Here is a 13,925-nt window from a genome sequence, read left to right on the forward strand (position 1 = left end):
CCGTAGTCGCCGCTCCGTCAGTACGACAGGAGAAAAAGCCGAAAGCTCCCAATGATATGGGGATCGGACCACAGATAAACAACGGGCCAGTTTACACTGGCCCGGCATAACACTGCGGAGAAAAGTCTTACATTTCGTGAGGTGGCGGTGACAGCACTTCACGGTTACCGTTGTGGCCTGGCTCCGAGACAATGCCCTGCGCCTCCATCTGTTCGATAATCCGCGCCGCGCGGTTGTAGCCAATACGGAACTGGCGCTGCACGCCGGAGATCGACGCGCGGCGTTTCTCCACCACGAACGCCACCGCCTGGTCAAACAGCGGATCCAGCTCTTCATCGCCGTCCAGGCCGCCACCACCGCTTTCACTCTCTTCACCGGCGGTAATGCTGTCGATGTACTGCGGTCGCCCACGCGCTTTCCAGTCCTGCACCACCGCATGCACTTCCTGGTCACGCACAAAGGCGCCGTGAACACGTACCGGCATGGAGGAGTTAGGTGGCATGTAGAGCATGTCACCCATACCCAGCAGGGATTCCGCACCGCCCTGATCGAGAATGGTACGCGAGTCAATTTTACTGGACACGGTAAAGGCGATGCGCGTCGGAATGTTGGCCTTAATCAGGCCGGTAATCACATCCACCGACGGACGCTGGGTAGCCAGCACCAGGTGAATACCTGCCGCACGGGCTTTCTGGGCCAGGCGCGCGATCAGCTCTTCGACCTTCTTGCCCACCGCCATCATCAGGTCAGCGAACTCATCAACCAGCACCACAATGTACGGCAGTTTTTCCAGCACCGGCGGCGTGGTGTCCATGCTGTCGCCCGGCTTCCAGAACGGGTCCGGAATTGGCCGGCCCATTGCGGCAGCCTGCTCGATCTTCTCGTTATAGCCGGCCAGATTACGCACGCCCAGCGCAGACATCAGCTTATAGCGGCGCTCCATCTCGACCACACTCCAGCGCAGCGCGTTGGCCGCGTCTTTCATGTCGGTGACCACTTCCGTCAGCAGATGTGGAATGCCCTCATACACTGACAGCTCGAGCATTTTCGGGTCGATCATGATAAAGCGCACTTCTTCCGGCGTGGCTTTATACAGCATGCTGATGATCATGGTGTTGACGCCAACCGACTTACCTGAACCGGTGGTACCGGCCACCAGCAGGTGCGGCATCTTCGCCAGATCGGCCACCACGGGCTGACCAGAAATATCTTTACCCAGCACCACCGACAGCGGCGAAGGGTTGTCGCGGAACTTATCGCAGTCCAGCACCTCACGCAGATAGACGGTCTGACGATGTTTATTGGGGAGTTCGAGGCCGACATAAGGCTTGCCCGGAATCACCTCAACCACACGCACCGCAACGGCAGAGAGCGAACGTGCCAGGTCACGCGACAGGTTAGAAATACGTGCGGCCTTGACGCCCGGTGCCAGATCCAGTTCAAAGCGGGTGATTACCGGCCCCGGAGAGATGCCCACCACTTCGGCTTTCACGCGGTAATCCGCCAGACGCGCTTCAACCAGACGCGCGGTCTGTTCCAGTGCGAACATATCCACCGGCTCCTCTTCCGCCGGCGGCGACGTCAGCAGATCCAGCGTCGGCAGCGGCGTGGAAGGTTTCTCCAGCGGCTGTTCGTGACGTACCAGGAAGGGGTGGAACAGGCTGTCCTGCGCAGGGGCGGCAGGCTTCGGCGTTTCAGCCGGCGCGGCGTAAACCTCGTCGTCTGGCGTTGACCACGGGCTGGTTTCCTCACTCAGCGATGCGGGTACCGCCGGCTCAGGTGCCGCTGGCTGCTGCCACTGGGCCGGAGCGTCCGGCTCTGGCGTGGCGGCTATGGTAAATAGCGGTTCGCTCGGCGTGTCATCAACCAGATCTTTCATCGGAGAGAAATCAAACGCGGCTGAGGTATCCAGATTAAATACCGGCGCGCGCTCCTGCTCAGGCTGGCTGTAACGCTGTTGCTGCTGCTGAGCAAACTGCTGCGCCAGCTGGGCCTGCTGCAGCGCCTCTTCATCTTCTTCCTCTGCCGGCTGCTGCTGCCAGCTGTCACCGTAGCGCTGCTGCTGCTGCGAATGGAACGCTTCGCGCAGCTGGGCTTCCTGCAGCGCAGCGTTATCATCATCGTGCGGCTGTGGCACTTGCCAGCTGGCGCTGATTTCCGGCTGCTGCTGGTCGGCCTCTTCACGTGCCTTCTCTTCTGCCATGCGTTGCGATGGCAGTTTGATACCGTACGAGGCCAGCTCACGCCGGGTTGGCAGCTTAACTTTGTTAGGACGCGGCAGTTCCGGGCCAATACCCTGTTTCACCTGCGGGTTGTAATCGCGCTCCGGCACCACATCAAAAGCTGGCGTGTAAGCCGCAGAGCGGGCAGCAGCAGCGGCCGTCGCTGAACCGAGTGCGGCAGCGGCTGCCGTATTCAGCGGTGTGGCGGCCTGATCGGCACTCTGCCAGTTACCCATGCGCGGGCCATCATCTTCTTCAGCGAGCGAGAAGGCGTCGGCGGCCGGTGATGCAGGCACTTCGAAGCGATATAACGGGGGAGCCGCTGGCGCAGGTTCTGCAGGCGGAATAGCTGGCGCCGCAGGCGCGCTGGCAACGGATGCCGATGCCGGAGCAGCTGCAGCCAGCTGTGACGGCGCAGGTTGTGGAGCTACGTTTACCGCCGGTGCGGATGGCTCAGGTGCAGCGACGGACGGCACCTGACGTGCGGCGTCACTGGTGGCGGCCAGCGCAGCCGCGGTAGCCGCACTGGCTTTCGCCAGCAGGGGATCGTCGCTGGCGACTTCAGCCACAGGTTCCGCTACCTGTCGGGGCTTAGCCAGCAGCACATCATCTTCGTCGTCCTGAGCCGGCGCAGCGCGCAGTGGCGGAACCGCGTCGTCGGGGTGCGCCTCGTCGTAGTCGTCTTCTTCCTGCCAGGGTTCATCATGGCGCGAGCGGTTGCTGGCAAAGGTCAGCACGCCCATCACCACGCTGCCGATCTTCTCGGCAATCGCCAGCCAGGACCAGCCGGTATAAAGCGTGATACCCGCCGCCCAGACGCACAGCAGCGTCAGCGTGCCACCGGCACCGCTGAACCACGGCGCCATCGCATTGCTCACCAGGCTGCCAATTACGCCGCCAGAGGCAAAATACCAGATATCGTCCACGTTCAGCGCAGCCAGTCCGCAGGTGGTCACCACCAGCGCCAGCACGCCAATCAGCCGCAGGCCCACCGCAAAATAGTCGATGTAATCCTGGCGATCGCGCTGACGGAAAGTGATCCAGCACAGACCAATAATCACTGGCGGAATGGCGTAGGCCATCACACCAAAAATAAACAGCAGGGTATCGGCCAGCCATGCGCCCACGCTGCCGCCCAGATTGTGGATCGGCTCGTGCCAGGCGGTTTGTGACCAGCTGGGATCGGAGGGATTAAAGCTAACCAGCGACACCATCAGATAGATGGCAAACAAGGCCACCAGGATGAGCAACGCTTCCAGCAGCCGACGTCCGCTGCTCAGTGGTTGTAATGAAACGTCTTTATCTTCTGTATATTCCTGGCTCAAGAGAACTCTCCAGGTGCCTGTAAATTAAGAAGGCAACAGCGCCAGGCTTGCCTGACGCTGGTCCTGTATGAATTCACAGGAGTGTACCGAAATCCTGCAAGCTTTGCACCTGCCCTGCGTTACCGGGTCTTAATCACCAGACGATTGCTCTGTTTGACCTCTTCCATCACCACGTAGGTACGGGTGTCGTTGACGCCCGGCAGGCGCAGCAAGGTCTCACCCAGCAGTTTACGGTAGGCGGACATATCCGGCACGCGGGTTTTCAACAGGTAGTCAAAGTCACCGGAAACGAGGTGACATTCTTGAGTTTCCTCAAGTTTTTGTACGGCGGCGTTAAATTGTTCAAACACATCCGGCGCGCCGCGATTCAGAGTAATCTCAACGAATACCAGCAGTGAAGCATCGAGATAGTGCGGGTTCAGCTGCGCGGTGTAGCCCAGAATGAAACCCTGGCGTTCCAGGCGACGTACGCGTTCAAGACAAGGTGTTGGCGAGAGGCCGACACGTTTTGAAAGCTCAACGTTGGAAATACGACCGTCTTTCTGCAGTTCATTCAGAATATTTCTGTCGATCCGATCCAGATCTTTTCCGGGGCGTTTCTTGTTGTCTACCATTATTATTGTCTCTCTTAATTCCTTCCCTTTACCTGCCAAACCCTGAAAACGTTCAATGTTCAGGGCCTTACTGAAGTGAAGTCTTTAAGCCTGTGCAGTAACGCGACCATCCGTATGACGCATGCTGTCTGTCCACATCATGCGTCATTACCAATGTCAGGCTGAGTTTATTTGGCGAAATTGCGCAAAACAGAGCTGAAATTCTGTTTCGAACCGCTAAATTTTCTCTGCTTCTGACAATGTTTTCGCAAAAGCGCAGGCGATTGTCAAAGTAAAACATCCAAATTCAGTACAAGATGCCAGACAGCGTACTGGGTTGCTGTTTTTAAATGAGAATTTTTATACAGCTGCACCACAAATTGCCGAGCAATGCCCCCTTTTGGCGCAGCGCGCGTGCAGAATTGCCATTCATCGTCTACGCCGCTTGCAGTGATTGTTAACAAAATTGCTGAAACCTTTTTTTGCGACAGTAATTTCCCTACAATCGAAAACTATGTTGTCAGACACACACTGAGGAACGCATGAGTACGGCCAAACACAGTAAGCTGCTCATTCTGGGCTCCGGCCCTGCCGGTTACACCGCAGCGGTTTATGCCGCCCGCGCTAACCTGAACCCGGTTTTGATTACCGGACTGGAAAAAGGCGGCCAGCTCACCACCACGACTGAAGTCGAAAACTGGCCGGGCGACCCGCACGATCTGACCGGCCCTGCGCTGATGGAACGCATGCAGGAGCATGCTGAGAAGTTCAACACCGAAATCATCTTTGACCATATTCACACGGTTGATTTACAGAACCGTCCGTTCCGCCTGACCGGCGACAGCGGCGAATACACGGCGGATGCGCTGATCATCGCCACCGGTGCTTCAGCGCGCTACCTCGGCCTGCCGTCAGAAGAGGCATTCAAAGGCAAAGGGGTTTCGGCCTGCGCCACCTGTGATGGTTTCTTCTATCGTAACCAAAAAGTCGCGGTTATCGGCGGCGGTAACACCGCCGTTGAAGAGGCCCTCTATCTGGCGAACATCGCTTCCGAAGTGCACCTGATTCACCGTCGTGACAGCTTCCGCGCTGAGAAAATCCTGATCGACCGTCTGATGGAGAAAGTGCGTAACGGCAACATCGTGCTTCACACTGACCGCGCGCTGGACGAGGTGGTAGGCGATCAGATGGGCGTCACCGGGTTGAAACTCTCGTCAACCAAAGGTGAAGCCCCGCTCTCGCTGGAAGTGGCGGGCCTGTTTGTCGCCATCGGTCATAGCCCGAATACGGCGATTTTCGATGGCCAGCTGGATCTGGAAAACGGCTATATCAAAGTGCAGTCCGGCCTGCAGGGCAACGCCACGCAGACCAGCGTGCCGGGCGTGTTCGCTGCCGGTGACGTAATGGACCACATCTATCGTCAGGCCATTACCTCTGCCGGTACCGGCTGTATGGCCGCGCTGGATGCGGAACGTTATCTGGATGGTCTGGTTAAAAACGATAAGTAAGTTGTTAATTATCTGATCATAATTGCACTGAGGCGGCCACTTTTGGTCGCCTTTTTTATCGCCTGCGTGCTACAGTTCTGCCACCCGTCTGTCCGGCATTTAGCGTCGGATTTTGCCTCTCGTCACGGTGATCAAACGGCTTCGCATGAACAAATCACGGCAACACGAACTGCTGCGCTGGTTACGCCAGCAACGTCATCATGGCGCACGCAGCCTGCGACTGGCCTCGCTGGCAGGTTTTGCTGCGGCGTTAATTCTCATCGCCCAGGCCTGGCTACTGGCCTCCCTGCTGCAAAAACTGCTGGTGGAACAGCAACCCCGCGCTGAACTGGTGAGTGATTTCCTGTTACTACTGCTGTGCTTCGCACTGCGCGCCGCGCTGCACTACGGTCGTGAGATGGCCGGCTTCAGGGCCGGCGTGGCGATTCGCCGTGCGCTGCGGCAACAGGTGCTGGACCGGCTGAACGCGCTCGGTCCGGCCTGGATTCAGGGCAAACCGGCCGGGAGCTGGGCGACGCTGCTGCTGGAACAAATTGAAGAGATGCAGGAGTATTACGCGCGCTATCTGCCGCAGATGTCGCTGGCGGTTTTTGTGCCCTGCGCCATCCTGATCGCCATTTTCCCGATTAACTGGGCCGCCGGACTGATTCTGCTGGCGACCGCACCGCTGATTCCGCTGTTTATGGCGCTGGTCGGCATGGGAGCGGCCGATGCCAATCGGCGTAATTTTCTCGCGCTGGCGCGTCTGAGCGGCGATTTCTATGACCGGCTGCGCGGACGCGAAACGCTGCGCCTGTTTCACCGCGCGGACGCTGAGCAGCAGGCGATTGCCGCCACTACGCAGGATTTTCGTCAGCGCACCATGGAAGTGCTGCGCCTCGCCTTTCTCTCCTCTGCGGTGCTGGAGTTTTTCGCCTCGCTGGCGATTGCCGTGGTCGCGGTCTATTTCGGCTTCTCGTACCTGGGTGAACTCAATTTTGGCCACTACGACACCGGCGTGACGCTGTTCGCCGGTTTCCTCGCGCTGATTCTTGCCCCCGAATTTTTCCAGCCGCTGCGCGATCTTGGCACCTTTTACCATGCCAAAGCGCAGGCGGTGGGCGGCGCAGACGCGCTGGATACCTTCCTGCGCGAAACGCCCCAGCGCGCGCCGCAGGCGGCCACGCAGACGCTGGATGCTGACGCGCCACTCTCCCTACGGGCGCAGGATCTGGTGATCATGACCGCCAACGGCGAGGCGCTGTCACAGCCGCTGAATTTCAGCCTTACTCCCGGTCAGCGCGTGGCGCTGGTCGGACAAAGCGGGGCCGGAAAAAGTGCGCTGATGAATGTCCTGCTCGGTTTTCTGCCCTATCAGGGTTCACTGTGCATTAACGGCCAGGAACTGCGCGACATCAGCCGCAGCAGCTGGCAGCAGCAGCTGGCCTGGGTAGGACAAAATCCGCAGCTGCCGGCGGCGACGCTGCGTGACAATCTCCAGCTCACTGACACGCCGGTGGACGAGGCCACGCTGACCGCCGTGCTGCAGCGCGCTGGCGTCAGCGAATTTTTATCGCGTCTGCCGCAGGGGCTGGATACGCCAGTTGGCGATGGCGGCATCGGCCTGTCCGTTGGGCAGGCACAGCGCATCGCCGTTGCGCGGGCGCTGCTGAAACCGGCTCGCCTGCTGCTGCTGGACGAACCGGGATCCGGGCTCGACAGCCAGAGCGAGCAGCACGTGATGGGCGCACTACAGCAGGCCGCACAGCAGCAAACTACGTTAATGATTACCCATCAGCTGCACGCTCTCGACCAGTGGGATGAAGTGTGGGTGATGCAGGCCGGACAACTGGTGCAGCAGGGCCACTGGCAACAGCTGATCGCAGAAGCCGGCCCGCTGCGCGAGCTGGCGCAGCATCGTCAGAAGGAGATTGCCTGATGCGCACGTTACTGCCTTTCCTGCGCCTGTATCGCCGCCATCCGTGGCGTTTAGGTCTTGGCGTGGTGCTGGCGATTGTCACGCTGCTCGCCAGCATCGGCTTGCTGACGCTGTCCGGCTGGTTTCTTGCTGCCTCCTCGCTGGCTGGCGTCGCCGGCCTGTACAGCTTCAATTACATGCTGCCCGCAGCCGGCGTGCGTGGCGCGGCAATCACCCGCACCGCCGCGCGCTATTTTGAACGGCTGGTCAGCCATGACGCCACTTTCCGCGTGCTGCAACATCTGCGCGTCTTTACCTTCAGCCGGCTGATGGCGCTGGCACCGGCGCAGCTGGCGCGCTTTCGTCACGGCGAACTGCTGAACCGCTTTGTCAGCGATGTCGATACTCTCGACCATCTCTATTTACGCGTTATTTCTCCACTGCTGGGTGCGGCGGTGGTGATTGTGGTGGTGACCTGTGGCCTGGCGCTACTCGATATGCGACTGGCGCTGCTGCTCGGGGCGATCATGCTGCTGACGCTGCTACTGATGCCGCCGCTGTTCTGGCGACTTGGTGCGCACACCGGCGAACAGATTGCCCGTCGGCAGGCCAGCTGGCGACTGCAACTGACCAGCTGGCTTAGCGGTCTGGCTGAGTTGCAAATTTATGGCGCGGCGGCGCTGTGGCGTCAGCGGCTGGATCAGGAAGAACGTGCGTGGCAGCAGGCGCAGCAGCGGCAACACCGGCTGCAGGCACTGGCGCAGAGCCTGCTTACGTTGATCGCCGGCAGTACCGTTACGCTGCTGCTGTGGCTGGCCGCCAGCGGCGTCGGCGCCAATAGCACGCCGGGTGCACTGATTGCCCTGTTTGTGTTTTGCGCGCTGGCCGCGTTTGAAGCGCTGGCACCGGTAGCCGGCGCATTTCTGCCACTGGCGCAGGTGACGCACGCGGCGCAGCGCGTGCAGGAGATCATCGATCAACCGCCAGCGATTCACTTCCCGACACAACCGGTTGCGACGCCGCGCGGCCTCAGCCTGACGCTGGAACAGATCGATTTCAGCTATCCGCAGCGGCCAGAAGCGGTGCTGCACAACTTCTCCCTGACGTTAGCAGCCGGTGAACATCTGGCGCTGCTGGGCCCGACCGGCTGCGGAAAATCCAGCCTGCTGGCGCTGATCACGCGCGGCTGGGAAGCTCAGCGCGGCACGATTCGCCTGAACGGGATTGATCTGGCGGCGTGGGACGAAGCCAGCCTGCGTCAACGCATCAGCGTTGTCACGCAGCGCGTCCATCTGTTCAGCCAGACGCTGCGCGCTAACCTGCTGCTGGCAGCACCACAGGCCAGCGATGCACAGCTGATTGACGTATTGCAGCGGGTTGGGCTGGCGCATCTGGCGCAGCAAAGTGAAGGGCTGAATGCGTGGATGGGAGAAGGCGGCCGACCGCTGTCCGGCGGTGAACTGCGCCGGCTGGCGATTGCCCGTGCGCTGCTGCACGATGGCGACCTGTGGCTGCTGGATGAGCCGACCGAAGGTCTGGATGCCGCGACCGAGCAGCAGATTCTCACGTTGCTACAGCAGGTTAGCCAGGGAAAAACGCTGATCATGGTGACGCATCGCCTGAGCGGACTGGAAAAAATGGATCGCATCTGTGTGCTTGACGGTGGGCAGATTATCGAATCCGGCAGCCATGACGAATTAATCTCAAAAGCTGGACGCTACTGGCGTTTCCAGCAGCGCTTTGCGCTATAGTCTATGCGTTTAGCCTGAGGGTGACCGACGCCATGAGACTGGTACAACTTTCCCGGGATTCGCTCAATTTCCCGCCGCCGGAGATGGCGCTGCGTGAACCAAACGGCCTGCTGGCCATGGGCGGCGATCTCTCCCCTGCCCGCCTGATGAATGCCTATCAGCGCGGTATTTTTCCGTGGTTTTCGCCCGGCGATCCAATTTTATGGTGGTCGCCAGATCCACGCGCGGTCCTGCTGCCGGAGTCGTTTCATCTCAGCCGCAGCATGGCGCGCTTCCATCGCCGTTCGCCCTATCGCGTCACCATGAATCACGCCTTTGCTCAGGTGGTGGAAGGTTGCGCCAGCGGGCGTCAGGAAGGCACCTGGATCACCTTTGAAGTGAAACGCGCCTGGCTGCGCCTGTATGAGCTGGGTCATGCGCACTCAATTGAGGTCTGGCAGGATCAACGCCTGGTTGGCGGCATGTATGGCCTGGCGCTCGGACAGATTTTTTGCGGCGAGTCGATGTTCAGCCGGGCGGAAAACGCCTCCAAAACCGCGCTGTGGGTTTTCTCACAGCATTTTATTGCGCATCAGGGACGGCTGATTGATTGTCAGGTGCTGAATCCGCATACCGCCTCGCTGGGCGCAGTTGAAATTCCGCGCGTCGATTATCTGCAATACGTGCAAACGCTGGCGTGGCAACCGGTGCAGGCCGGCTGCTGGCAAACACAAACCCTTTTTTGACTGTCCCCGCAGATGTTTTGCACACAATTCCCGACAAAAGTGATACAATAAGCGAGTTTGGTATGTCGTCCGCGCTTCGCTGTGGCGAGCCGGAATTGCCAGGCTGGGAATCTCACCCTGTTCCCGAAGCTGTTTCAGTTGCGCACCCGATGCCGATTGCTGCAGATTCTTAGCCCGCTAATCCCCCGCAGACGTCAAAAACACCCGAATTTATCCGTAATGCACGCGCAGCGGCGCGACGCACGGCGAAGCGTTGGCAAAAACAGCCAACGTTTCTTTACATAAATCATGGAATTCGGCATTATCTTGCCGGTTCAACAGTTTGGTAGTTCACCCAGAGGATTCGATGGCCAAAGAAGACAATATTGAAATGCAAGGTACCGTACTGGATACGTTACCTAACACCATGTTCCGCGTAGAGCTTGAAAACGGGCACGTGGTTACCGCTCATATCTCCGGTAAAATGCGTAAAAACTACATCCGCATCCTGACGGGCGACAAAGTGACTGTCGAGTTGACCCCGTACGACCTGAGCAAAGGCCGCATTGTCTTCCGTAGTCGCTAAGTTGTTGCACTCGCCTCGCGTTTGCTGATGTAAACTAAGCGCGAAAAAAAAGGCCGGATTTTAATCCGGCCTTTTTCTTATCTGCGCACCCGCTTAATGCACGGTGCCCTCGGTTTTGCGTTTTTCCGCACTCATGAAGTGGTAGGTGAGCTGGTTTTTCTCTTTATCCAGTCCAACCGATACCGATCCGCCATCTACCAGTGAGCCAAACAGCAGCTCGTTAGCCAGCGGTTTCTTCAGGTTTTCCTGCACAGTACGCGCCATCGGACGCGCGCCCATCGCTTTGTCGTAACCTTTTTCGGCCAGCCAGTCGCGCGCATCATCGCTGACTTCCAGCGACACACCTTTCGCATCCAGCTGTGCCTGCAGCTCAACAATAAATTTATCCACCACCTGATGGATCACCTGAGTATCGAGGTGACGGAACCAGATAATGTTGTCGAGACGGTTACGGAACTCCGGCGTAAAGATCTTTTTGATCTCTTCCATCGCGTCGGTGCTGTTGTCCTGCTGAATCAGGCCGATGGATTTACGCTCGGTCTCGCGCACCCCGGCGTTGGTGGTCATCACCAGCACCACGTTGCGGAAGTCCGCTTTGCGGCCGTTGTTATCGGTCAGCATCCCGTTGTCCATCACCTGCAGCAGCAGGTTGAAGACATCCGGATGGGCTTTCTCGATCTCATCCAGCAGCACCACCGCGTGCGGATGCTTGATCACCGCATCGGTCAGCAGACCGCCCTGATCAAAGCCGACGTAGCCCGGAGGCGCACCAATCAAACGACTGACGGTGTGACGCTCCATATACTCGGACATATCAAAGCGCAGCAGTTCAATGCCCAGCGCCTTCGCCAGCTGCACGGTGACCTCGGTTTTACCGACCCCGGTCGGACCCGCAAACAGGAACGACCCGACTGGCTTACGCTCCTGCCCCAGACCCGCGCGGCTCATCTTGATGGCTTCAGTCAGCGCTTCAATCGCGTTGTCCTGACCAAACACCAGCATTTTCAGACGGTCGCCGAGATTTTTCAGCGTATCGCGATCGGTGGCCGAAACGCTCTGCTCCGGAATACGCGCGATGCGCGCCACCACGGATTCGATGTCCGACACGTTGACGGTTTTCTTGCGCTTGCTGACCGGCACCAGACGCGCACGCGCGCCAGCCTCATCGATCACGTCAATCGCCTTGTCCGGCAGATGACGGTCATTGATGTATTTCACCGCCAGCTCAACCGCCGCACGTACCGCTTTGGCGGTGTAGCGCACATCGTGATGCGCTTCGTACTTCGGCTTCAGCCCGTTAAGAATTTGTACCGTCTCTTCAACCGATGGCTCAGTGATATCAATTTTCTGGAAACGGCGCGCCAGCGCACGATCCTTCTCAAAGATATTGCTGAACTCCTGATAGGTCGTGGAACCCATCACGCGGATTTTACCGCTGGAAAGCAGCGGCTTGATCAGGTTCGCCGCATCCACCTGGCCGCCCGATGCCGCACCGGCACCGATAATGGTGTGGATCTCGTCGATGAACAGAATGCTGTTGTTATCCTGTTCCAGTTGTTTCAGCAGCGCTTTAAAACGTTTTTCAAAATCACCGCGGTATTTGGTACCGGCCAGCAGCGAACCGATATCCAGCGAGTAGATGGTGCACTCTTTCATCACTTCCGGCACGTCGCCCTGCACAATGCGCCAGGCGAGCCCTTCCGCAATCGCAGTTTTACCGACGCCCGATTCGCCCACCAGCAGCGGGTTATTCTTACGACGACGGCACAGCACCTGAATGGCCCGTTCCAGCTCTTTATCGCGGCCGATCAGCGGGTCAATTCCGCCGACGCGAGCAAGCTGATTAAGATTGGTGGTGAAGTTTTCCATACGTTCCTCCCCGCCTGCTTGCTCTTCGTTAACCGGATTTTCCGCGCTGTTCTGCGGCTGGCCCGGTTCGTCTTTACGCGTACCATGGGAGATGAAGTTCACCACATCAAGGCGGCTCACTTCGTGTTTGCGCAGCAGGTAAGCCGCTTGCGACTCCTGCTCGCTGAAGATGGCGACCAGCACGTTCGCACCGGAAACTTCACTGCGACCGGATGACTGGACATGGAAGACCGCACGCTGCAGCACACGCTGGAAGCTGAGCGTCGGCTGAGTGTCGCGCTCCTCTTCGCTGGCAGGCAGCACCGGCGTGGTTTGTTCGATGAAGGCTTCGAGTTCCTGACGCAGAGCCGCAATATCCACCGTACAGGCTTCCAGTGCCTCTCTGGCCGACGGGTTGCTGAGCAGCGCCAGCAACAGATGTTCGACGGTCATAAACTCGTGACGGTGCTCGCGCGCTCTGGCGAAAGCCATGTTTAAACTGAGTTCCAGTTCTTGATTGAGCATTTGGCACCTCCCCCAATTATCGCTCTGACGGACTGAATCCTATATGGAGACAGCTTCAGGCTTTTTCCAGCGTACACAGCAACGGATGTTGATTTTCCCGCGCGTAATTGTTCACCTGGGCGACTTTGGTCTCCGCCACTTCTGCAGTGAATACACCACAGATTGCCTTTCCATGGTAGTGAACTTTCAGCATCAGTTGCGTTGCACGTTCAACATCATAAGAAAAGAACTTTTGCAGAACGTCAATAACAAATTCCATAGGTGTATAATCGTCATTATTCAGAATGACTTTATACATTGAAGGCGGCTTTAACCCTTCGCGTACTTTGTCTTCGGCCAGATGTTCAAAGTTAAGCCAGTCGTTTGTGTTTGCCATAATGTTCCGTTGAAATTCTGCGTTACGGTAGCGCACATTTCTGTGCTCTCACCTCAAGTTTAACACGCCTGTCAAGCCGCTTTTCCTGTGGCAAAAATCGGTCCTGAAAGCGCATGCGCGACCTGTATCACAAAATTTGCAATAGCGTTAACTGCCTCAAATTTTGATGAATTTCTCCCCGTGCGCCAGGGCCGTTTGCTTGACGATAAGGTCCGTTTCTCTACATTCTACTTACACAAGCTGATTGAGTTTTAAACAAACTCGACTCACAGCTTCAATGACCTCACCTACTTATCAAAATGTCTTGCGAGGGAAGTAAAAGCATGGAGACGGGTACTGTTAAATGGTTCAACAACGCCAAAGGCTTCGGCTTTATCTGTCCGATTGGCGGCGGCGACGATATCTTCGCACACTACTCCACGATTCAGATGGAGGGATACAGAACGCTGAAAGCGGGCCAGCACGTTCAGTTCGATGTCCATGAAGGGCCGAAAGGCAACCATGCCAGTCTGATTGTGCCCTGTGAAGCATCGTCACTCTCCTGACGGGCGCGCGTCTGCTCTCATTCTGACCACTCCCGAAAAAAAATG

10 protein-coding genes are annotated in these 13,925 nt (G+C 58.1%); 6 read left to right on the forward strand and 4 right to left on the reverse strand.

Going from position 1 to position 13,925, the window contains the following annotated elements; genetic code table 11:
- Positions 1–127: 127 nt before the first annotated feature.
- Positions 128–3,547 (reverse strand): DNA translocase FtsK 4TM domain-containing protein, encoded by a 3,420-nt coding sequence (locus tag C1Y43_RS03375; RefSeq protein ID WP_104187000.1) that lies wholly within the window; start codon positions 3,545–3,547, stop codon positions 128–130.
- 119 nt (positions 3,548–3,666) lie between these two features.
- Entirely contained in the window at positions 3,667–4,161 is a 495-nt protein-coding gene (gene lrp, locus C1Y43_RS03380; RefSeq protein WP_006118610.1) for a leucine-responsive transcriptional regulator Lrp, read from the reverse strand.
- A gap of 521 nt (positions 4,162–4,682) precedes the next feature.
- Between lrp and trxB the strand changes: the two genes are divergently transcribed.
- From trxB to infA, 5 genes are all read left to right on the forward strand, one after another.
- Positions 4,683–5,648: a thioredoxin-disulfide reductase gene (gene trxB, locus C1Y43_RS03385; RefSeq protein ID WP_058775366.1), complete on the forward strand. Its 966-nt coding sequence runs from the start codon at positions 4,683–4,685 to the stop codon at positions 5,646–5,648.
- Between the two features lie 145 nt (positions 5,649–5,793).
- On the forward strand, positions 5,794–7,566 hold the full coding sequence (cydD, locus tag C1Y43_RS03390) for a cysteine/glutathione ABC transporter permease/ATP-binding protein CydD (RefSeq protein WP_104187001.1): 1,773 nt from the start codon (positions 5,794–5,796) through the stop codon (positions 7,564–7,566).
- Positions 7,566–9,296: a cysteine/glutathione ABC transporter ATP-binding protein/permease CydC gene (gene cydC, locus C1Y43_RS03395; RefSeq protein ID WP_104187003.1), complete on the forward strand. Its 1,731-nt coding sequence runs from the start codon at positions 7,566–7,568 to the stop codon at positions 9,294–9,296. Before cydD ends, cydC begins: the two co-directional genes overlap by 1 nt.
- A gap of 32 nt (positions 9,297–9,328) precedes the next feature.
- Entirely contained in the window at positions 9,329–10,021 is a 693-nt protein-coding gene (aat, locus tag C1Y43_RS03400) for a leucyl/phenylalanyl-tRNA--protein transferase (protein ID WP_031279861.1), read from the forward strand.
- 346 nt (positions 10,022–10,367) lie between these two features.
- The gene (gene infA, locus C1Y43_RS03405; protein WP_002211347.1) at positions 10,368–10,586 is read left to right on the forward strand and encodes a translation initiation factor IF-1; all 219 of its coding nucleotides are present in this window, start codon (positions 10,368–10,370) and stop codon (positions 10,584–10,586) included.
- Between the two features lie 93 nt (positions 10,587–10,679).
- Here the strand turns inward: infA and clpA are convergent, their stop codons facing one another.
- Positions 10,680–12,959, reverse strand: coding sequence for an ATP-dependent Clp protease ATP-binding subunit ClpA (gene clpA / locus C1Y43_RS03410; protein WP_021508362.1), 2,280 nt, complete (start codon positions 12,957–12,959; stop codon positions 10,680–10,682).
- A gap of 55 nt (positions 12,960–13,014) precedes the next feature.
- Entirely contained in the window at positions 13,015–13,335 is a 321-nt protein-coding gene (gene clpS / locus C1Y43_RS03415; RefSeq protein ID WP_021508363.1) for an ATP-dependent Clp protease adapter ClpS, read from the reverse strand.
- Positions 13,336–13,658: 323 nt separating this feature from the next.
- Here clpS and cspD point away from each other — a divergent pair, with 323 nt between their 5' ends.
- A complete protein-coding gene (cspD, locus tag C1Y43_RS03420; RefSeq protein ID WP_058757774.1) occupies positions 13,659–13,880 on the forward strand; it encodes a cold shock-like protein CspD in 222 nt (73 codons plus the stop codon).
- Positions 13,881–13,925 lie beyond the last annotated feature (45 nt).

Source organism: Pantoea sp. ICBG 828, from assembly GCF_002928355.1.
Classification (GTDB): Bacteria; Pseudomonadota; Gammaproteobacteria; order Enterobacterales; family Enterobacteriaceae; genus Pantoea; species Pantoea dispersa.

Bases quoted from the DNA above. Each gene is read 5' to 3' on its own strand.
- lrp (WP_006118610.1), bottom strand. From the start codon at position 4,161: ATGGTAGACAACAAGAAACGCCCCGGAAAAGATCTGGATCGGATCGAC.
- trxB (WP_058775366.1), top strand. From the start codon at position 4,683: ATGAGTACGGCCAAACACAGTAAGCTGCTCATTCTGGGCTCCGGCCCT.
- cydD (WP_104187001.1), top strand. From the start codon at position 5,794: ATGAACAAATCACGGCAACACGAACTGCTGCGCTGGTTACGCCAGCAA.
- cydC (WP_104187003.1), top strand. From the start codon at position 7,566: ATGCGCACGTTACTGCCTTTCCTGCGCCTGTATCGCCGCCATCCGTGG.
- aat (WP_031279861.1), top strand. From the start codon at position 9,329: ATGAGACTGGTACAACTTTCCCGGGATTCGCTCAATTTCCCGCCGCCG.
- infA (WP_002211347.1), top strand. From the start codon at position 10,368: ATGGCCAAAGAAGACAATATTGAAATGCAAGGTACCGTACTGGATACG.
- clpA (WP_021508362.1), bottom strand. From the start codon at position 12,959: ATGCTCAATCAAGAACTGGAACTCAGTTTAAACATGGCTTTCGCCAGA.
- clpS (WP_021508363.1), bottom strand. From the start codon at position 13,335: ATGGCAAACACAAACGACTGGCTTAACTTTGAACATCTGGCCGAAGAC.
- cspD (WP_058757774.1), top strand. From the start codon at position 13,659: ATGGAGACGGGTACTGTTAAATGGTTCAACAACGCCAAAGGCTTCGGC.